The organism is Acanthopleuribacter pedis (genome assembly GCF_017377855.1).
In the GTDB taxonomy this organism is placed as follows: domain Bacteria; phylum Acidobacteriota; class Holophagae; order Acanthopleuribacterales; family Acanthopleuribacteraceae; genus Acanthopleuribacter; species Acanthopleuribacter pedis.
Map to the genome: position 1 here is coordinate 239,191 of NZ_JAFREP010000004.1, position 21,281 is coordinate 260,471.

Genomic DNA, 21,281 nt, shown 5'->3' on the forward strand with positions numbered 1-21,281 from the left:
TGGGCTAGGCGGTCTCCTCGTCTTCTCCACGTGCCTCTTGTCGGTGGATCGGGAACCTCAAGGTGAAGGTGGTACCCTTGTCCGACTCGTTGTTGCGGACCGCAATCGAACCGCCCATTTCCGTCATGGCGTTGGCGCAGTAGTGCAGGCCGAAGCCGTGACCCTTGCGTTTGGTGGTGTAGCCGTAGGAGAAAATTTGTTGCGCCTTCTCGTCGCTAATCCCTGAACCGGCATCCTTGATGTGAATTTCGATTTCGCCCGCGGTATTGAGATCGGTCCAGACCGAAACCACCCGCTCCACCACGATGGGGTTCTTTTCCGTGGCCTCAATCGCGTTTTTGAGCACGTTGATCACCACCTGCATCAACTTAATTTTTGCCACGGAAGCAAACGGCAGGGGTTTGAGGTCCTCGATCAATTCTATGGATCGGTTGCGGAACATGTTGCGCAGAATGCGCAAGGCGTCCATCACCACGATGTTGGGGTCCATGCGCTCGTAGTACTCGATTTTGGCGTAACTCTGCTGGGTTCTGACGATTTCGTTGATGTGGTGAATCTGATCCTTGAGCGCGTTCACCTCTTTCATGACTTTGCTTTGGTTGCGCTCCATCAAGGTCATGGTTTTTTCCAAAGTCTCCGCCAGCCTGAGGTTTTGGCCAGGTTGCGTTTCTTCACCTTGGTTTTGAATGACTTCTAATAAACGGCGCATGAAGCCGGAGGCGTTAGATTTGCGCACGGTTTCGTCCATGACCTCAACCGACACGTTGATGCTGTTGAGAATATTGCCCACGTTGTGCAAGATGCCGGTGGCGATTTCGGCCATGCCCGCGCGGTGCGCGGTTTCCACCAAACGCTGGTGGGTTTCGAAGAGGTCGGCATTGGCGGTTTGCAACTCGGACGTGCGTTCGTCGACCAATTGCTCCAAGGCCTGCTGCTGTTTGGCGAGCCGGAAGACGTGGATGCGGGTGTAGGTCACCACGGTCCCGATGACCAGCAACACGATGAACACGGCATAAATGGGTTTTTGCCACCAAATGCGCGGTACCTGGAAGGAAAAACGCACGGTGTTGCTGTCCTTGTAGTCGGCGTGGGCCTGGACCTCAAAGGTGTAGTTTCCGGCGGGCAATTTGAAATAACGTGCCTGGTAATCCTCGGTGTATTCGGCCCAGCGGGGGTCCAAGCCGAGCATACGCCAGCGGAAACGCAGGGTTTCCTCCTTGGCAAAATGGGGCGCGGCGAAGGTGAACACCATTTGGTGCATGTCGCGGGGAACCACGGCCTCGCTTTGGTCGAGGAGCGCGATGTCGTCGACCATCACCTGCTCCAGGTACAGGGTCGGAGGGGTGGTGCGGGGATGGACCTCGCTCGGGTTAAAGCGGCTGATTCCCTCGCTGGAACCAAACAAAACATTGCCGGCGGTATCTTCCATGGTTGCGGTGGCGGTGCCCTCGTTTTCGGCAATCCCATCCAACGTATCGTAATGTTCAATGCGCCCGCCGATCAGGCGGTCCAGGCCGCGGTTATGGCCGTACCACACGGAGCCGTCGCTCGCGCACTTGATCTGCCAACCATAGATGCTGGTTAACCCGTTTTCGGTGGAAAGGCGGGTCATTTTCTGGTTCTCGACCCGCAGCAGGCCGTAGCCGTTTGACGCGGCCCAAATCACCCCCTCGCGATCCATGTCCACGGACCAGACGGTGACGTCGTTAAAGGCGTCAAAGGTCACCACTTCTTCGCTGTCGGGTTCGTACCCAATCAACCCGCGCCCGGTCGCCAGCCACAACCAACCCTTGGCGTCTTCGATCATGTCGTAAATGAAACACAGGTGGAGCGGGTGCCCTTCCGGTAAGGAGGAAACCTTGCCTTCGCCCTGCCACAAGCCGAGACCGAGGGTGTTGATCCAAACGCGTTCCTTGCTGTCGGTATACACCGAGCGCACGTAATCGGTGCGCAACCCGTCAAGCGAATTATAGGCGGTAGAAACGCCGTCTTTAACAATGGTGAGTCCGGCGTAGGTGGCGAAAAACATGGTGCCGTCTTTTTTGCCGCTGATGGAAAAAACGCGTGGGCTGGGAAGCACGATGTCGTCGCGCGGGGTGAATTGGTAATCGGGAGTCATGGTGGTTACCCCGTTACGGGTCCCCAGCCAAATCAGGTCATTGTGGTCCTTGAAAATGGCGCGAACAAAATCATTGCCCAAACCGTGTTCGCTGCTGAACACGGAGAACGGACCGGGCGTGTATTTGGTGAGCATGGCGTCGTTGCCGATCCATAAATTACCCTCGCGGTCTTGGAGCAAGGCGGCGACCGAGGCGTTGATGAGGCCCGACTTTTTGTCGATCAAAAAAACGGTCCCATCGCTTTGTCGCAAACCCACGACCCCCTGGCCGCGCGTTCCGACCCACAGCATGCCTTCTTGGGTACTGAGTACCTTGGTCACCGGCATGTCGAAGATGGTTTCGCCGGATGTGAACAGGGTCATTTGCTCATTTTCAAGCACGAACAATCCGCGATCCGAGCCCACCAACAAACGGCCGTCCAGGGTTTCGCCCAATGCTAGGATTTGGAACGGGGTGGCTATGTTGGCGATGAGCGGGGCAAGTTGGTTGTCGACAATTTGGAAAACCCGTTTGGTGGTGGCCACGATGATGCGGCCGGAACGTAATTGGTACAGACGAAACGCGGGGGTTTCCGCGACGGTGGCGGGGATGGCGAGAATGTAGGTGACCCCGTTTTGGATCATGGCCAAACCTTGGGTGGCGGCGACCCACAGGCGCCCCTCGCTGTCCAGCAACATGTCGTTCACATTGCAATTCCGCCAAAACGGATGGCCGGGGTAAATGGTGAAGCGGCCGTCTTGGTAAACGTTAAGGCCAAACCGGGTCCCGGCCACGAGGCGGCCGAGGTTGTCGCGGTTGATTTGGGTGATGTAGTTGCGCGACAACCCGTCCTCTTTGGTGTAGTTCTTAAAACGCGAGCCGTCGTAACGGGACAAACCGCTGTAGGTGCCAACCCACAAGAAACCCAGCTTGTCCTGAAAAAGACACAGGGCCTGGGATTGGGGCAGACCTTCGTCGGTGGAGTAATTGCGTAGGTTGCGCTTTTGAGCCCATAGCGGCGCGGCCAGAAACACCATCAGCGCCAACCACAGACCGACGCGGCGCCGGGTCTTGTCGCTGTTCCATCGATCCGCAAAACCGGATAAAAAATGCAGGTCGGCGAGGTTCGGCCGAGGTTGGTGGTTTTGTCGCATCATCAAAATAAGGTCCTGCCCGCCGTCAATCCCAAGGAACTCCGTCGGATGATTATCATCTAAAACGCGCGATTAATCCAAAAGACTCAGCGCTATATTTTAGGAAGAACAATCGATTTTAATTCGAAGCCGCGCCGCCCACAATCGCTGTAAGGGGATGACCCGGCGGGCATGCGGTGCATAAGGGATTCGTCTAGGTCACCTATCGGTGCCTGGCGCCAAATGATAAACTTTGCCTGAAAAATATCCGGTTTTCCTGACCAAGCGTTGTACTTCGAAACAGATGCTCTTGCGGTTCCAGTATGGTTTACGGCCTTTCGGTGAAAGTGGTCCCCAAGGCAAACATCCGGCTTGCGGCGTCGGCTAGGATGTAGCGCCGGGTTGCTTGGGTTTTGCCAGTTTGGCTTGCACCTTTTAGCCTGTAAATCTCACAAGGATTCGTCGTGAGAAGCTGAAACCTTGTGCGTACGAAAATGACGACCAAGCCACGGCACAGCGGGGCCGACCTTTCTCGGGGCCTATCATTCGGGGTAGCAGCTGAGGCGAAGGCGGCTTGGCCGAGTCATACGGTGAGCCCCTCGTAATCGCATCGGTTGCCCCGTAGCAGCATTCCTTCTGAGAAATGCGGGCTAGCTTGAGAAGTGGTCGTCCGGCCGTCATGAAGTGAGAAATGAGGCTTTTCCCCAAAGCCGCGGGTTGAAAGCCGAAACGATACGGTGGATTTTTTTACCCGCCCAAAAATCGCCCACGCGGGCCGTGCCTTTCCGAAAAGCCGGCTTGTCGTATTTTTTACCTTCTAGTCGCGTTGTGTTGACGACTGAGAGAGGTCTGTCTATGATGGGCTGGATAATTTTGTGTTGAGGTCCTTATGAACTTTAGGCATGTTTTGATTTTATGTTGTTTTTGTTTCCCTGTATTTGGCACACGTTTCATAAACGTCGACCCCGAGCGGGAAAATTTCAGTCCCTACCTTTACGTTGCAAACCAACCGCTGACAGCAATTGATCCCGATGGAAAAAATGCCAAGGTGGTTGTTGATGAGAAAGCCCAGACGATCACCGTATCCGCCAAAATCGTGGTGTGGGGTGACGCGGCAGATGAAAAAACGGCCAAGATGATGGAAAAAAATATCAATGCGGCTTGGAATGGGCACGTTTACGAGGATACGGATAAAAATAAAACCTACAATGTTGTCTTTGATGTGAAGGTTCTTTACGAAAAAGAGCGTCCTACGAATTACAAGGAGAAAGCCAAAAGAAATCCAGAGCTTAATTATGTTGAGTTGAGGAAAGAGTTTCGGCGTAGCGAAACCTTCGGGAATGGTTTTGAGGGTATCTGGAAGGGTAATGATCAAGTTTCCCCAGAGAATGACCCCGCCCCCCACGAGTTTGGCCACCTAATCGGCTTGGATGACAAGTACACGAGTACGGCCCCATTTAAGGGTTGGGACGGCAACATCATGGGCATGCCTGCTATGATGGGTGTTGTGGAAAAAAAGAATATCCATATGTTTCTCAAACCCGCCATGGAGAAACATCACAAAAACATGACTCGGTTGATTCCTCGGAAAAAGACCGTCTACCACATTAAACCAAGGAACCGGTTCTATTGACGACGTATTTTTTTCTCTTGGCGATCCTTCCTTATTTCAAGGGCGAGGTTGTGCCTATTGAAGGTTTTTATATTTTGGCGCCTGAATATTCAGCTTATACCGTCTCGTTGGAGCCTCTTACCGTAGGAACTTGGCTTGAAATTACAACTCAAGTTCCCCTTGAACAGCAGCGTGAGATGGGGAAACACTTAGAACTCATTTACAACTACCAAGGTTTCCAAGAGGCGCTTTGGTTTCGGGGTAAAGCGATTATCCACGAAAAGGGTGGTCCTTTTGGGCATTGCTGTGGGCCGATTAAACACCATCGCAAGGTAGAAGTGGTTGAGGTTTTTGAGTTTTCATCCAAACCGGTTAAAGCTTTTTTGAAAAAACATCCACAATATGTGCCGCCTCCCGGTTGGGAACCGATCCGGTTTTAACAAACATGCCGGTCGGATAGACGTTGGGTACCGAAGTCGGCGCGGTTGCTCTGTCTGTGTATGGTGGGAAACCACACTAGTTAATGGGTTGGTCAAGATCGGCGCGCGTGGCCGCGACAATCGGGGCCATGGTTTCGATGCAACTTCGCCAGGCCGCCGCCGTTTCGATGAGTTTGTCGCGCTCTTCACCAAAGACCGCGAGGTGGTCGTTTTCGTCTAGCTCAGCCGCCGCCTGCTCCGCTTTGACGAAGGATTCGGGCAAGAAGGCGCGCCCGAACGGGAGCTGCTCGAAAAAACGCACGAAGGCCGCGCTAAAGCGGCTCAGGGTTTCGAAGGCTTGTTGGAGGTTGGCTAGGTTGGTGGTCGGCGGTTCGTTCTGCCAGTGCCGGCAATCGGCCGCGAAGCCGTCCAAAGTCGCCTCGGCTGCTGTCAGCGCCGCTTGGATTTCTTCGATTAAGCCCCGTTGCAGTGCGGTGTCGGCCACCATTTCCGTCATTTCCCCGGTTAGCCAGGTCGGTGGTTCGAATCGGATGGGTTCGGGTGCCGCCTCTGTGGCGAGGAGTTCGCGCAGGGTGATTTGTTCGAAACCGGGAATGGCGGCGCCGCCTTCGGTGGCATTGACGAACCGCTGATCCGGGCGTCGTTCGCGGTAATTGACGACGGCCTCCGCGTACCAGTCGCGAAAATGCAGGTAATGGGCGTAGGTGGCGACCTGACCACCGAAATAACCTTTGGTACGGCGGGTGTCGGCCTCGCCGGCCACAAAGTTGCGGTTGCGTCCGTCGTCGGCGTAATGGCGGCCCTGGCGGCTGCCGAGGTCTTGGCCGATCAGCGCCACCGGCGAACAGCCGAAGAGGGTCGCCAGCGAAAAAGCCTCGGTTGCGACCGAGCCGGCGGTTGGGATGAAGTTGCGGCGCAGGCCTTGGTAACGGCCGACCACCCATTGTGAGAACAGGTTGGCGGGGTTTTGGTAGGTGAGGGTGAGTTGGTGGGGGAAGCGGTAGAAGCCCTGGTGACATTGCTCGGACAAGAGAAACACGGTGTCGGCCAGGTTGCTGCAGCCGTAGATCAAGGGCAGGTAATCCTTGGCCTCGGTGTGGACCAGAAAGTGGGGGCGGATGCCGTGGCGTTCCAGCAAGGGTACCGAACGGGCCAGGGCGAAAATGAGCACGCGGTCGCGGTAGGCACGTAGGGCCGGTAGGTTCTGTTCCAGCGAGGGTCCGGCCGCGACAATGACCGCCGGCTTGCCGAGAAAGCGGTCGGTCAGCAGGCCCACGCCGCGTTTTCGCGTCCACCATGGGAAGGAACGAAGGGTCGAGGCGATGAAGGTTTTGTAGACGGTTTCCTCGGCCTTGCGCAACACGCCCGCGCGGTTGCGTTCGCTTTTGAGCGTTTCCAGCAAAAAGGCGAGTTGCTTGCCGTGGACGCGCCGGTGGTAGGGTGAAAACAACAGTTGGATTTGTTTCATGGCGCCCATGTGACGGCGCACCCATGCGCGCAGGCCTTTTTCCGTGGTGCGGACAAAGACCCGCCGTTGCCGCCACAGGTCGGTTAAGTCACGGGACGAAAGCGCGGCCAACAGCAGGGTGGGGTTGGGCTCATAGATGAGGATGGGCCCGGCGAAGCTTGCCGCGTCGGCTTCGGCCAGAAAACCCAAACCAAAACCGAAATGGACGTGGTGCGAGGCCGCTTCTTCCGTTTGGTTCTCAGCGGCGGCTTTTTGGATGAGCTGGGTTGCTTCCTTGAACGGGTCGTATTTGCTGTGGACGTAAACGCCGTCGACCGCAAGGGTCAGGCCGTTGCGGCGCGCGGCTTGAATGGCAACGCCGGGGTCGGGGGTGAGGCCGGCGAGCACCGCCAATGCCGGGGCGTCGTATTCGGCGAGGGCGGTGCGATTGAGGGACAAGAGTTCCATGGTGGGTTGGCTCGTTTGGTAATTGCGGGCTAACCCGCCTTGCTTACAAGGAATTCTGTTACGAAGCCGAAACCCGAATCACGCAACTCAGGTTAAAGCGCGGCCTCCGATCCTTCTCCGACGGGTTCGTTCGGTTGGCGACGGCGACCCAACCATGCCTCGGCGAACACGGCGGTAAAGCGCTCGCGGAAGTCGTCGAAGATGGTGTAGGCCCAGGGGACGACCAGCAGGGTCAGGACGGTGGCGGTGGTCATGCCGCCGATCAGCGTCATGCCGAAACTCATGTAATCCAAGCCCATGCTGCTCTGTTTGGCGAAGGTCAGTGGAATCATACCAATGATGGTGGTTAATGCGGTCATCGCAATCGGCCGAAAGCGGCGATCCGCGGCGGTGAGCAGGGCTTTTGAGCGGTCAAACCCGCGCCCGCGTAGGCGAATCACGTAATCGATCAACACAATGCCGTTGTTGACGACCACGCCGATCAGCAGAATCATGCCGATAATGCCCAGCATGTCGAGGCTTTTGCCGGTCAGGAAATGGATCCAGTACACGCCGATGGACGCCATGGGGATGGTGCAAATGATTGAAAGCGGCAGGATGAAACTCTCGAACAACAGGCCCATCAGCAGGTAGATAAAAACGACGGAGAACAGGGCGGCCATGGCCATGTTGCGCAAATCTTCCTCGTCGCTGCTGGAGGTGGTGGGAATGCTGAAGCTCAGGCCCTCGGGTAAATCGACGTCCCCCAGGATCTTGCGCAGGCGGGTGCGGGTTTTGTCGACGTCCTCGGAATCCAGCTCCAGGGAAATCACCCGCGAGATCTGTTTGTTGCGGCGGAAAATACTGGTCGGGGTTTGTAACATGCGTGCCTCGGTCAGCGCCGAAAGCGGCAAAAAGCCCTGAGTGTCGGTGGGTACGGAGAAGGTGTTGAGGTGGTCCAGCGTTTCGCGGTCCGATTCCTTAAAACGCACCCGCACCGGGATCTCCCGCGATTCGTCGCGGAACCGCGGCAAGGCGCTGCCGCGCAGGGCGAACCCCACCACCGCGGCGATGACGTCGGGTTCCACGCCGACCTGATTGGCACGGTCGCGGTCCACTTGCAGCGCCATTTCGTTGGGTGGCAACTCGGCACTGCGTTTGGCGCCGATCACGCCTTCCACCTTGGTGAGCGCGCGCTCCAGATCGTCGGCGGTTTGGTCCAATTGGTCGATGTCGTCGCTGTACAACACCACGTTGTAAATGTCTTCCTTGATCTCTTCGCTGTTTTCGTTTTCGCCGAAATAGTATTCAACGCCGGGTTTTTTCGGCATTTGTGCGGCAAGATCTTTAACGATTTCTTTGACGTTGGCGTCGGGCATTTTGTCGCCGTCGAACGAGCCTTGGGCGCGCCCGTAGCGGGAGCGATGGAACACCATATAAAAGGTTAGGTTGAGTTTTTCCTCGTTGTTTTCCAGAACCTTCTCGACGCGTTTAAAAAAGGCCTGGGCCTCGACGAAACTGGTGCCCTGCGGCAGGCTGATCTCAATTTCAAACCGGTTCGATTCCTCGGGATCGCCCGCGACCACCTTCACCTCTTTGGCGACATGACCGGTCGCGCCGAGCACGATCACCAGCAACAGCAACAGGTCGACCCGCCGTCGCAGGAAATAAGCCAGCACCTGGTTGTAGCCGTGGTTCAGTGGTTCCAGGGTCCGGTCGTACAGCCCGCGCAAAACGGCGTTGAGTTTGAGGTGCAGCGTCTTAAAGGTCGCCGATCCGTAGCTCAAATCTTTTTCGGACAGGGTCAAGTAGGTACAGAGCGGAATGAAAACCAGCGCGACCACGAGCGAAGCAAGCAGGGAAACGGAAATCGGAATCGACAGCCGCAGCAAAAAGAACTGGGCTTTGCCTTCTACCAGCGAGACGGGCAGGAACACGATCACGGTGGTCAGGGTCGCCATCGTAATCGCCAGGGCGATTTCCCCCGCGCCGCGAATGCAGGCGTCTTTTTTGCTCGCCCCGTCGTGGTACCAGCGGTGCACGTTTTCGGCGACAACCACCGAGTTATCCACCAGCAAACCGATACAAATGACCAGGCCCAGCAGGGTGAGGATGTTGAGCGTCTCGCCGACGAAAAACATCACAATCAGCGCCATCACCAGGCTGAGGGGAATCGACAAGGCGATGATCGAGGTCATGCGGAAGCGCCGCAGGAAAAAGAACAGCACCACCATCGCCAGCAAAATGCCGATGCGGCCGCTCGACACCAAACTCGAAAGTGATTCTTCGATGAGGTCGCCTTGGTTAAACAGCAGCGCCATTTCCAAGCCGGACAGGCGCGGGTCTTTTTGCATTTCTTCAAAGGTTGAAGCGATGCGTTTTGAGACATCGACGGTGTTGGCCTCGCCTTCCTTCAGCAGGACCAGGGCAAACGCCGGCTTGCTGTTCACGCGAATGCTGTAATCCCGTTCCGGTTGTTCGTATTTGATTTGGGCCACATCGGAGAGCACCAGGTTGTCGGCAATCGGCCGTTGGCTGAGTTCTTCGATATCGGCGTAGCGGGCGACGGTGCGCAGCAGGAGTTTTTTGCTGCCCTCGCGCACGTGACCGCTGGCTTGGGAAAAGTTGTCCCCGCTGAGCTGTTGCGAGAGTTGGTAGATGTTGAGGCCGTGGGCCTCCAGCAAACCGCGGTCGGCTTCAATCAGGATTTCCTTTTCTTCCAAACCGTCCATGTTGGCGGTGGCGATGCCCTCCAACCGTTTGAAGGGAAACACCACGTTTTTTTGGATCAGGTTGTAGGCGTCGCTGATGCTGGGATCCACCGCGACCCCGATTACGGCGACGGGCACGCCGCTGGTGTCCTGTTTGCTGAGGAACACCCGCTCCACATCGTCGGGGAACTGGGCGCGTGCCCGTTCGACGCGGTCACGCACCTCGCGGTAGGCGACGTCCATGTCGACGCCTTGTTTGAAGGTGAGGAACACGGCCGCGCCGTTGTCGTTGGAGCGGCTGCGGATTTGGTTCAACCCTTTGACGGTGCTGAGTTCGTCTTCCAGAGGAACCGTGAGTTTGTCCAACACCTCGCGCGCCGGCGCGTCCCGCCAGGGCACGTCGACCCGAATGGAATCGCCCTCAAAACCGCGCGGGATCAGTTCCAGCGGGATGCGCATCACCGCGATTAAACCCACCACCAAGGTGGTAAAAAACAGCACCAGCACGGTGACGCGACGTTCCAAGGAAAACCGCGTCAGGAAGTTGCTCATGCGTTCGCTGGTATCGCCGTCCTTTTCACCCGGTGCCGAGGGGACGGCGGGTTCTTCCGGCTGGGGTTCGTGTGTGTCGACCATTAGGTGCCCTCCGCGGCCTCGGCTATCGGACGGGATTTGCGGCCGATGAGCCGGGCGATTGCGCTGTCGACCATTGCGTAAACGGCCGGAACAAAAATCAAGGTTAAGAAAGTGGAACTCATCAGACCGGCGATGACGGCGACGGCCATCGGGGTGCGTATTTCGGCGCCGTCACCCTGGCCCAAGGCCATGGGCAACAAACCGAGCACGGTGGTGGCGGTGGTCATCAGGATCGGCCGCAGGCGTACCTGGCCGGCTTGCACGATGGCCTCGGTTCGTTCCAGGCCTTTGGCTTTGAGCGTATTTATATAATCGACCAGGACGATGGCGTTGTTGACCACAATCCCGGCCAACATGATCATGCCCAGGAACACCACCACGGACAGGCTGATTCCCAACACCTTGAGCGCGATCACCGTGCCCAAAAACGCGAGCGGGATGGTGAACATAATCACCAGCGGATGCACCAGCGATTCGAACTGCGACGCCATGATCACGTACACCAAAAAGATGCTCAGGAACAAGGCGGTGTACAGGCTGGCCGCGCTGCGCTCCATTTCCTCGTTTTGGCCGGTGATGTAAAAGGTCATCCCCTCGGGCAGGTTGATCTGCTCGGCGACGGCCACTTCAATCGCGGCCACCGCGTCACTCAGCGAGCCGCCGCGAATGTTGGCACTGATCACCGCGGCGCGGCTGCCGTCGATGCGGCGCACCTCGCTCGGTCCCTCGTCGAGGTAGAGTTCCGCGACGGATTCCAGCGGGATCGGGTTCTCGCCTTGCGGGTTAATCGTCAGCATGGCCACGTCTTCCACGCCTTTGCGGTCCTGTTCTTCCAACTGAACCAAAATCGGGATGCGGCGGTCCTGGAGGTTGTACTTGGTCGCCTCCTCGCCTTTAACTTTGTTTTTGACGAGGTCGGCGACTTGGCGCAGGTTGAGGCCGTAGCGCTGAATTTTTTCGCGGTCGAAGCGAATCTGAATTTCGGGGGCGCCCGCTTTCAGCGTCGACTCAACGTCGCTGAGGTTGGGGATGGCCGCAAAAATGCGGCGCGCCTGGTCGCTGACCTGTTTGAGTTCCTTGAGGTCGGTGCCGTGGAATTCCACCTCAATCGGGGTGGCGGCGCTAAACAGCACCGGCCGCACCACGCGGATGCCGACATCGGGGAGTTTTTCGAAGCGCGCACGCAGGCGGCTGATGACTTCTTCTTCCAACAGGGCCGGTTGTTCCGAGGCTTGCAGCAGCACCTTGAACTTGGCCGAGTGCTCTCCTTCGTCCGAGCGTTTGGTGTTGGTGACATCGTAGCCGAAGGTCACCAGCAACTCTTCAATGTGCTCGCGCTCGGCCAGAATCGCTTTTTCAATCGGGGAAAACACCGCGGCGGTTTGCTCAATCGGGGTGCCGACGGGCAGGCTGGCTTCGATGGTGAATTCGCCCTGGTGAACCTCGGGCAAGAGTTCACTTTCCAGGTCTTGCGCCATGTGCCAGGTCCAGGCCAGGCAGCCAACCAGGAGGAGGGCGACCACCACGCTGTTGGCCAGCGCCCAGCGAATGATCGGCGGGTAGATGCGGCCCGCCCAATAGAGCAACCCGTCCATAATGCGCAGCGGTAACCAGAAAATCACCCCGAACAGCAAGCCGAGGACCGGGACCAGCACGCGACGAACGATCAGTACCAGGTAATACATAAGGAAGAAGAAGAGGTTAAAGAGCCCTTCGAAAATCAGGGTCACCAGGAAACGCAGCGGGATGAACAGGGTTAGGATCCCCAGCAAGCGCATGCCGGTGCTTGCCTCGCGGAACATGTTTTGTAGGTCGCGAATCGATTGAAAACGCCACATGGGTTTGCCGCCGCTGTCTGCCAACAGGTTGTCGAAACCTTGACGGCTGGCGAGCATAGGGATGAGGAATAGGGCGACGACCAGTGACGCTGTCAGCGAGTTGACCACGGCCAAACCCAGGTCACCAAACACCTGACCGGCAATGCCCTCGACAAACACCATCGGGAAAAAGACGGCGATGGAGGTCAGGGTCGAGGCGAACACCGCGCCGCGCACTTCCTTGGTGCCGCGAATGGCGGCCTCGAACACGGAATCGCCTTCCTCCAAACAGCGGTAAATCGATTCCAGCACAACAATCGAGCTGTCGACCAACATTCCGATGCCCAGCGCCAAACCGCCGAGTGACATGATGTTGAGCGAAACCCCCATCAGGTGCAAGGGTGCGAAGGTCATCAAAATCGACACCGGGATGCTTACGCCGATAATCACGGTGGATTTGAAGTTGCGCAGGAACAAAAACAGGATGAGGACCGCCAGCAGGCCGCCCTGCACGGCGGTGTTGCGAACCTCGTTAATGGAACTCTCAATAAATAAGGAGCGGTCGGCAACGACTTTGAGTTCGACACCCTCTTGGGTGTACAGCCGTTGTGCCAAATCCTGCTTCAAACGGAAGGCACTGACCCCGGCGTCCCGTGCCGGGCGGCCGTGGCGGCGGCGGCCGCCCGCTTCATCCGTTTTGGCTTTCTCTTCCTCAGCCGCTTTCTCGGCTTCGGTTTGGAAGGTGCCCACCTCTTTTTTGATCAACTTGGCCAGCGACACGATGTTGGCGTCGGCCTCTTTGTAAATCTCGATGATGACCGAATCGCCGCCGTTGGCGCGGGTCATGATTTCCCGTTCTTTGTGGGAAGCTTTGACCGTGGCGATGTCTTTGACGCGCACCAGCCGGTCGCCGTCCTTGGCCACGATGGTTTCGCGCATTTGCTCGATGGACACGAATTCGTTGAGCGTGCGCACCATGTATTCGGTACGACCTTCTTTGATGGTACCGCCCGCGACGTTGATGTTTTCCTTCTCCAGCCGCGTGATCACGTCCTGAATCGAGAGGTTGACGCGGCGCAGGGCTTCCTCGTTGAGCGCAACGTGGATCTCTTCTTCCAAACCGCCGCGCACGCGCACCGCGGCCACGCCTTGCACCTTCTCAAGGGAGCGTTTCACCTGGAGTTCGGCCAAACGCCTGAGGCGGCGCAGGCCTTGCTCCTCACGGGTGTCATCGCCATGCGCGGCCAAGCTCAGTTCCATGATCGGGTCGAGCGAGGGGTCGAAATGCAGGATCAGCGGGCGTTCCGCGTCCTCAGGCAAAAAGACCAGGTCCAGCTTTTCCAAAACGTTTTGGGTGGCTTCCGACATGTCGGTGCCCCAGACGAATTCGAGGACCACATCGCTCACGCCGGAGCGGCTGATACTGGAAATTTTGTTGAGGCCGCCAAGCACGCTCAGGGCTTCTTCAATGGGTCGGCTGATGTCGTTTTCAACTTCTTCCGGCGCGGCCCCGGTGAATTCGGTGCGCACCGTGAGGGTCGGGTAACTCAGCTCGGGCATCAGGGTCAGCGGCAAACGCGCGATGGAGAAGTAACCAAACACGGTGGCGGCGACAAACAGCATGGTGACGGCGACGGGGCGGGTGGTGGTCAGGAGGGAGAGGGCGTCGTGTTTTTTCATGAGGTGCTCGCTTGGTGGGAGTCGGCGCGGCTCTATTCGGCGGCGGGCGCTTCGTCCGCTTCGCTTTCGACAATGTTTACAAGGGCCTTATTTTTCAAGCCGGCCTGGCCGGCAACAACCACGCGGTCACCGACCTGAATGCCGGCGGCGGGTTGCACGTAATCGCGGTTCTTCAGCAGCGGGGTCAGTTCAACCCGCTGCACCCGGCTGTCGTCGCCCAGGCGGTAGACGTAGGTTTGGTCGTTGTCGTAAACCAAGGCTTTTTTGGGGACCAGCACCGCTGATTCGGCGACGTCCAACACCAGGTTGACGTTGACGTACATGCCTTTGCGCAGCGGACCGATGTCGGTCATGCCGACGGTGACTTTCACCGTGCCGGTTTTGTCGTCGACGGCGGGGGCGATGCGGCGGATGCGGCCGCTAAAAGCTTGTTCGCCGAAAACCGGCGAATCGATGCGGCACATCAAACCCACTTTTAATTGGGGCAGGTATTTTTCGGGAACGTAGATGCGCGCCACAATGGAATCGAAGTTGACGATTTGGAACAGCTCTTTGCCGACCGAAATCTCGTCACCGAGGTTGACCGCGCGCATGGTGATGGTGCCGGTGATCGGCGCTTTGATTTCGGTGTATTCCAACTGGAGCAGGGCCTCATCGAGGCTGATCTGTTGTTGTTCCACCTCGGTTTTGGCGTCGTTGTAGCTCTGCTCGGTGGTCATTTTGCGGTTAAACAGGTTTTCCTGGCGTTTCAATTCGCGTTGCGCTTTGGCCAGGGCTGCTTTGCTTTTTTCCACTTGGAGCTTTTGGCTACGGTTGTCGAGGCGGGCCAGGATTTGGCCGACTTCGACGCGATCACCTTCTTCAACCTTCAATGCAACCAATTCGTTGCCTGCTTTGGCGAGGACTTTGACGTCTTCCTCGGCGATCAGGGTGGCGGTCATTTTCAGGATCGATTCAATTTCGCCGGTGCGAATGGTGGCGACTTCAACGGGGACCGCTTCTTCCACGGCTTCTGCTTTCTCTTCTTTGACGTCGTCTTTTTTGTTGCCGAAGCGAGCCTCGCAGGCGACCAGGGTAAGCAGCAGGCAGAGCAGACAAGCCGGAATGCTGAAATGAAAGGGGGTTTTTTCAGTTTTCATGTTGACCATCCAAGAAAAATTCATGGGGAAATGGGGGGAATCAAACAGGCACCAAGGTTGTTGCAGGCGCGGGGATGCCGGAATCGGGGCCGCTGACGGGGCGATGGCTGGGAAAAAGGCAAGCGTGGTGCGGCATTATCATAACCCGGTTGGCGCAAGCCCAGAGAATGAGAACAAGGTGAAGGGGCTTCTTTTCATCTAGGAACCATTGGAACGGTGGGTGGCAGGGGAAGGTTTACCGCTGAGGTGAACAGGTACGCTAACGGGCATGGTAAGGCCTGTCCCAGCATTCGCCGGCGCAACACCTTTTGGATGCAAAAAATTAACCCATGGTCTCGGCCGTGGCCGGGGGCTGTTTCGGTGGGCCATCGGCCACGGCAGTTGGTCCTGTTATTCGGGAATCTCAGCTATTTGAGGCTGGGTTTTTGTGCTCGAGAGGTAACGAGGAGCCGGCGCGACAAACGCTGGTTGCGCTAACCTTGCGTCAGTCGCATCGGGAAAAGGGTTCAGGTGGCTAATCCCATTCGATTTCACTTTGATGCGCACGAATGAACGTCATTAGCCGTGTTTCATTTGTGAGCATGTCCCGCAAATACGCTTCGAAGCGTTTCATCTTTTCCAGGTTCTCCGGCGAGAAGGATGTGTAGCCGGAGTACATCCCAGCTTCGGGGTCCGATTCGATTTCGCTCATGAGCTGGGCGTCTTGCTTTCCAATGTAGCAGCGGATTAATGCGTCCCAGTTGTACCCGTTCATGTAGGCTTCTTCAAACTTTGCGTTGATGCGCTCCCCCAGCGCAAAGAGGTCGTCATTTTCGCAATACAAACAGACCGAAATACAATCGTTTTCGGGCATTTCGATAAGGGCAACACGCTCGTCGTACATTCCGTTCTCCTAAAAGAGGTGGTCGAAAATCTGTATGGTGATGGTTTCTCGCTCAGAGGGAACTCTGAAGACACACTCGGAACTTGAACCTAAGAAGCGCGATAACTCGCGGCGATTTTGGCTAAACCTCTGGGCTGCAACGGTCTGTGAAAATGCTCACCGCACCCAATGGGTGCGCTTCCGCTTTTCCCAAACCATTTCGCTCCAGATCTTTAGCCAAAATCCCTCGCTCTTATCGCGCTTCTTAGGTTGAATTCCGCCATCTGGTTGGTACTTCAGCAAGCGGCACCCCTCATGTGCCGAAAACCTAAGAAGCGCGATAAGTCGCGGTGATTTTAGCCAAACCTCTGGGCTACAACGGCCTGTAAAAATGCTCACCGCACCCACCGGGTGCGGTCGGGCGCGACCCCGGTCCGCTTTTTCCAAACCATTTCGCTCCAGATCTTTAGCCAAAATCCCTCGCTCTTATCCCGCCTCTTAGGGAAAAACGGGCTACAGGTCTTGATGCTATTCAGTATTGACGATTACTTGCTGGACCATCTCTGTTTTTACACCAAAATGTTCATGTTTGTTCACCGGTTTTTCGACTGAATTGCGCTTTGATTTGGGAGCACACTTTTGAAACCATCTTAATGCGCGAGCAAGCAAGCCTTGCCGCCCAGAACGATGATGAACCCGGCCTCCGTCCTTGTCGGAAACTGACTGACACCAAGCCTTTGTCCTTTCGCATTCCCACCATTTGTGGGAGTTTGTCCTTCAGCACGTTGACCAGGCACCTTGCTTGAGTTGACTCCAGAAATCTGGATGTCCTCGCATTTTTTTTACCCGCTGGTTTGTATGAAACCAGGAAGGGTCGTCCTGCAAAAAAAACACACTGTACTTGATCTGCATCTAAAAAGGTTGAGCGGCTGTTTTTTTACTGTCCTTGTTTCTTTAGTTTTATAAAAATCACACGCCCTTTTAGGAGCATCTATGTATTGCGATTTCGCCTTCGGGCATCGTTATGCCTTCTTGCGTCCCGGTTTATGTACCGGACTCGCAATGTGGGTCGGCCTATGTGTGTCGATCCACCTTTCAGCCCAAGATCCCGCTTATCGGGTCGCGGTTGCCGGGTCCGGCCCCACAACCATCCACGGCTTTCAAGAAGCCCTTGCCCTCGAGCCCTTGATCCAAACGGAAACCAATGACCGCAATGCGGTTCGGCCCTATGCGGTTGATGTGTCGCCGGACGGTCAAACCGTTGCCGTCGTGACCGAGGATCGCCACCAGTTCCTGCTCTTGGACCGGGCGACCTTGCGCATCCGGCGCCGCTTGTCGCTTTCAGGTGCCGGTATGGATGTGTTGTTTCACCCGGACGGCGCAACCGTGTATGCATTGAGTGAAGGGCCCTGGGGTCGGCCTTCCCAGCTTCTCATTTTCCAGTTGGTTGAAAATCAGTGGCGGTTTATGGATTTGCCACGTTTCTCGCAGCCCGGTGACTTGATCCTGAGCCCCGACCAATCAACCTTAATCGTTCGCAATGCTCGGAACCTGTATTTCATCGATCCCAACGCGGGCACGGTGAACCAACTCACCCTGTCAACCGCGACACGGGATTGGGTGTTCACCCAAGATGGGCGCAGCATGTACCTGAGCAACTTCGGTACCTCGACGCATATGCCAGGGACAACGGTGACCAAGATCGACCTGGCAACACAGAGGGTGGTTGCCGAGATCCCTGTAAAGAAAAACCCCGGTGCCCTGGCGATTTCCCCTGACGGCCGATGGTTGGCGGTGGCGATCTTTGATACCTACGGGTCCACACGACCAACCGGCCTGGTCTATTTCATTGATACCCAATCCGACGAAGTGCTGAGTCGCCCTTATCGTGCCAATTCCTTCATTGAGGAACTCCAATGGTTTCCCGGCGATCAAATGATGGTGTACCACGGCGATTCATTTGGGCAGGTCTCGCTCCGTCTGATTGAGCTTTCGAGCGGGCCGGTATGGATTGCCGGCGATGCGACTTTTGTGGGAGGAAATGCCAGTTGGCGCCTGTTCAAGCAGGCTTTGTACAACCCAACTGACAACATGATCTACGCGCGCTTTCAAGATGCCGTGATTGGCTTTAACCAGGCTGATAGCAGTCGCACGTTGCGGTTTCCTATCGGTGCATTGACCACCGACATGGCGCTTAGCCAAGATGGCCGCGATCTCATCTTGACAACCTCTTCGACCGGCAATGACGAAGAGAACCTGGTGTTGTCGCTGCCGACCAAGAAGTTCACTCACGTACAGCAACACCACTTCGATTATCAGCTTCATGCAGCGTTCGTGGATCATCAAGACCCTACTTTGCTTTTTGCCGAGAGCGGTCGACGCTTTTACACCGTCGAAGCAGGTGCCCTTTGCCAGGTTTCCGAAACACCCATGGGCAGCTACCTCACCAAGCTGGTCCGCACCCGTGATGGGAATCGCATCATCGGCATGGATTCCGCGCAAGTCCGTTTCTTCGATAGCGGGACGGGACAGAAGCTGTGCGACGTGCGTGTTGGCAGCGCTCCCCGAGACATGGCCGTGACGCCCAATGACCAGTTTGTCCTGGTGGCGAATCGTTCATCGGACACGGTGACCTTGATCGATGCCGCCGGCCAAAGCTTGATCGCGCACATTCCCGTGGGCGATTCCCCGCGTGCGCTGGTTGCAAACGATACGTTTGCTTACGTGCTCAATTATTACGGTCGCTCATTAAGCGTGATCGACCTGAATGTTGCCTCGGTGGTGAGCACGATTCCATTTAGCTATCGGCCTTCTAAAATTCAAATGGCGGCGGACGGCGAAACCCTACTGGTGCTTCATGACAGTGATGGTCGCGTAAGTGTCATCGATGTTGCCACGGGGCAGATTCGCCAGGAGCTGATTGTTCCTACGCGGGTCACGCTCTTTCAGTTGAATCCCGCCGGGGACCGACTTTTCCTTGGGGTGAGCAGTCCGCGTGAAGTGCGGCTGTTTGGGGCAGACGCGATGACCGGCGAATGGTCTTTGATCGATTCGCATGCTTTGTCGGTCGCGCCGAGTTTGGTCTCTTTTACACCGGGCGGTGAACGGGTTTACGTCGGGATTGACCTGGGCCGAAATGGTGCCGGTGAGCTGTTCATCTATGACGGCCGCACCTTCAATCCGCTGGCAACCTTCCCCACCGTGCCGGGTCCCAAGGCGATCCATTTCAGCGAAGCGGATGCTTCCAGTGGCGAGATGTTGGCCATTGCCGACCCGATCCTGAAACGTCACCTCGTTTCGCTCTATGACCTCAACTGCGACGAGGCGTTGTCACCGGCCGAGATCGAACCCCTGTCCGTGCTTGAGTTTCCCGCCGATCCCGAATCGGCCGACAGAGTGACAAGCCTTGGCGGATTAGACACGTTTCCGAACCTGGAGCGGCTTGTCCTTACCAACCACGAGATCACGGCAGTGGGAGCGTTACCGCCACGTTTGGCGGAGCTAAATCTTTCCGGGAACCAACTCTCGGAGATCGGCAGTCTGCCCGAAGGCCTGCGCATCCTTGATCTTTCGCACAACCCGCTGACGGCGATGGGCGCCATGCCCAGCACCTTGATTGCGGCGTTGTTGGCGCACACGGAGTTGACGACCTTGCCCGCGGTTCCCGAGGCACTGCGCATCTTGGTACTCACGAACAGCCGGAATGCAGCTTTGCCGACGACGGAACTCGCCCACCTCTGGTGGCTCGGTCTTTCCGATTGGGACCAAAGCCAAATGCCGGAAAACCTCCAGCTCGACACGCTTCGCTATCTCGACCTGGTTAACAACCGTTTCAGCATCGTGCCGGATGTCGCCGCGATGCCGAACTTGATCTTTTTAGATCTTAGCCAAAACCCGCTGACGGAAAGGGTTTGTGCGCAATTCGCGGATTTGGCGGACCAACGTCCCGACCTTGATATCGCGATTGGAAACCTCACCGACGACGGCCCGCAATGCTCTGCGAGCAAACAGTCCAAGCAGCGTCCAAACCTTGGCGCGCTGCTCCAACACATTCGCAACGGAGGTTCCCTGTGAAACGCGTATCCCTTTTTCTGCTTGCCCTGCTGGGCTGCCAAGTCATGGGCACCGAGTTGTTCCTACGTCCCAAGCCAAATCTGGCGGGACATGATCCGCGGGCCCGGGAAATACGGATTCATGAACTGTCCGGCAACGGTGAATTCTGGATTCAGGTGATGGTTGCCAATAACACGGAGCCCATCTCGGCCGCCCAGGTAGAGATCGTCTATCCGGCCAACTGGGTCCTCGTGGAAGGGCCTAGAGTGCAGGGCACCGCGCCATTGAGACGCGGGGCCGACTTATCCACGGAGGTCGTCGCTTTTTTGCCGAGCAATCAGGATGGCGTATACCAAGACACCCTGATCGATAACGCCCGTGGACATTGGCGCGCGATGATGGTCATCGGTGACTTTCAAAGTCATCTTTCGCCCTCGGTCGATCCGCAAGTTTTGTTCGAAATGCGATTTCGGGCGGTCGGGTTGAGCCAGGCACCGTGCAGTTCAGCAAATGGGTTGATTTCGCTTCGGCCCACCGCCATGGACCCACAATACGGCAGCATGGTGCTGAACCACCGTGCCGAGATGGTTGCTGTCGACTGGCAACGCAACCAAGCGATCCAACTGATTCACGAAGGCGCGATGCACAAGGGCAACCTGACACGCTACCTTCCCGGCGGTTCGGATCAATCCCTCAACTATGACGATCTCGCGGTGCTGCTCCGCTGCATGGCCACCAACCAACGTGGCTGCGGCCTGGTCGCTTTGAGCGTGGCCGAGTACGAACAACTGACGGACATCGATTGCAGCGGTGGCGACCCCAATTGGTCGGATATCCAGTCGCTACGTGTGCTTATTGAGCGTTCCGCCATGACTGCAAAAACCAAGAAAGGCGAGGCTTTGGTTTTGAAATCAGAGCAGGGTTCCTTTCGTTTGAGCCTGGCCGGTTACCCCAACGGGTTGGTGATCGAAGCGCCTCGCGATACACAAAACATCGAGCCGTTTTTGGCGGCGGTGGATGCCTTGCCCAAGTGGCATGCGGTGGTTCTGGATCAGCCGAACATGGCGATGCTGGTGGTGTTCACGCCGCAACCCGGTGAAGGCGACCTGCCGGACCAACTCACTTGGACAGCCGAAAGCACGCGCGTTCAGCCCTTCACCCTGACCCCGCTTCACACCGACCTATCGTTATCAGAACAGGAGTAA

10 protein-coding genes are annotated in these 21,281 nt (G+C 56.8%); 4 read left to right on the forward strand and 6 right to left on the reverse strand.

What is annotated here, in order from left to right:
- Positions 1-4: 4 nt before the first annotated feature.
- Positions 5-3,256, reverse strand: a complete 3,252-nt coding sequence (locus J3U88_RS05825) for a ligand-binding sensor domain-containing protein (RefSeq protein WP_207857500.1) — start codon at positions 3,254-3,256, stop codon at positions 5-7.
- Between the two features lie 865 nt (positions 3,257-4,121).
- On the opposite strand from J3U88_RS05825, the gene J3U88_RS05830 reads away from it, so the two are divergent.
- Both J3U88_RS05830 and J3U88_RS05835 read left to right on the forward strand, forming a co-directional pair.
- Positions 4,122-4,865 carry a hypothetical protein gene (locus J3U88_RS05830; protein WP_207857502.1) on the forward strand — a complete coding sequence of 248 codons (744 nt, stop codon included), beginning with the start codon at positions 4,122-4,124 and terminating at the stop codon, positions 4,863-4,865.
- Positions 4,862-5,284, forward strand: a complete 423-nt coding sequence (locus J3U88_RS05835; protein ID WP_207857504.1) for a hypothetical protein — start codon at positions 4,862-4,864, stop codon at positions 5,282-5,284. Before J3U88_RS05830 ends, J3U88_RS05835 begins: the two co-directional genes overlap by 4 nt.
- 76 nt (positions 5,285-5,360) lie before the next feature.
- Here the strand turns inward: J3U88_RS05835 and J3U88_RS05840 are convergent, their stop codons facing one another.
- The 5 genes from J3U88_RS05840 to J3U88_RS05860 all read right to left on the reverse strand — a co-directional run bounded on the left by J3U88_RS05840 (position 5,361) and on the right by J3U88_RS05860 (position 16,044).
- Entirely contained in the window at positions 5,361-7,199 is a 1,839-nt protein-coding gene (locus J3U88_RS05840; RefSeq protein ID WP_207857506.1) for a motility associated factor glycosyltransferase family protein, read from the reverse strand.
- A gap of 92 nt (positions 7,200-7,291) precedes the next feature.
- Positions 7,292-10,525: an efflux RND transporter permease subunit gene (locus J3U88_RS05845; protein ID WP_207857508.1), complete on the reverse strand. Its 3,234-nt coding sequence runs from the start codon at positions 10,523-10,525 to the stop codon at positions 7,292-7,294.
- Entirely contained in the window at positions 10,525-14,022 is a 3,498-nt protein-coding gene (locus J3U88_RS05850; protein ID WP_207857510.1) for an efflux RND transporter permease subunit, read from the reverse strand. Before J3U88_RS05850 ends, J3U88_RS05845 begins: the two co-directional genes overlap by 1 nt.
- Positions 14,023-14,054: 32 nt before the next feature.
- Positions 14,055-15,161 carry an efflux RND transporter periplasmic adaptor subunit gene (locus tag J3U88_RS05855; RefSeq protein WP_207857511.1) on the reverse strand — a complete coding sequence of 369 codons (1,107 nt, stop codon included), beginning with the start codon at positions 15,159-15,161 and terminating at the stop codon, positions 14,055-14,057.
- Positions 15,162-15,675: 514 nt separating this feature from the next.
- Positions 15,676-16,044: an Imm51 family immunity protein gene (locus J3U88_RS05860; RefSeq protein ID WP_207857513.1), complete on the reverse strand. Its 369-nt coding sequence runs from the start codon at positions 16,042-16,044 to the stop codon at positions 15,676-15,678.
- A gap of 972 nt (positions 16,045-17,016) precedes the next feature.
- Here J3U88_RS05860 and J3U88_RS05865 point away from each other — a divergent pair.
- Positions 17,017-20,097 (forward strand): YVTN family beta-propeller repeat protein, encoded by a 3,081-nt coding sequence (locus J3U88_RS05865; protein ID WP_207857515.1) that lies wholly within the window; start codon positions 17,017-17,019, stop codon positions 20,095-20,097.
- Positions 20,094-21,281, forward strand: coding sequence for a hypothetical protein (locus J3U88_RS05870; RefSeq protein WP_207857517.1), 1,188 nt, complete (start codon positions 20,094-20,096; stop codon positions 21,279-21,281). Before J3U88_RS05865 ends, J3U88_RS05870 begins: the two co-directional genes overlap by 4 nt.

Coding starts and splice junctions, on each gene's coding strand:
- J3U88_RS05840 (WP_207857506.1), bottom strand. CDS start 7,199: ATGGAACTCTTGTCCCTCAATCGCACCGCCCTCGCCGAATACGACGCC.
- J3U88_RS05855 (WP_207857511.1), bottom strand. CDS start 15,161: ATGAAAACTGAAAAAACCCCCTTTCATTTCAGCATTCCGGCTTGTCTG.
- J3U88_RS05845 (WP_207857508.1), bottom strand. CDS start 10,525: ATGGTCGACACACACGAACCCCAGCCGGAAGAACCCGCCGTCCCCTCG.
- J3U88_RS05865 (WP_207857515.1), top strand. CDS start 17,017: ATGTATTGCGATTTCGCCTTCGGGCATCGTTATGCCTTCTTGCGTCCC.
- J3U88_RS05850 (WP_207857510.1), bottom strand. CDS start 14,022: ATGAAAAAACACGACGCCCTCTCCCTCCTGACCACCACCCGCCCCGTC.
- J3U88_RS05830 (WP_207857502.1), top strand. CDS start 4,122: ATGAACTTTAGGCATGTTTTGATTTTATGTTGTTTTTGTTTCCCTGTA.
- J3U88_RS05860 (WP_207857513.1), bottom strand. CDS start 16,044: ATGTACGACGAGCGTGTTGCCCTTATCGAAATGCCCGAAAACGATTGT.
- J3U88_RS05825 (WP_207857500.1), bottom strand. CDS start 3,256: ATGATGCGACAAAACCACCAACCTCGGCCGAACCTCGCCGACCTGCAT.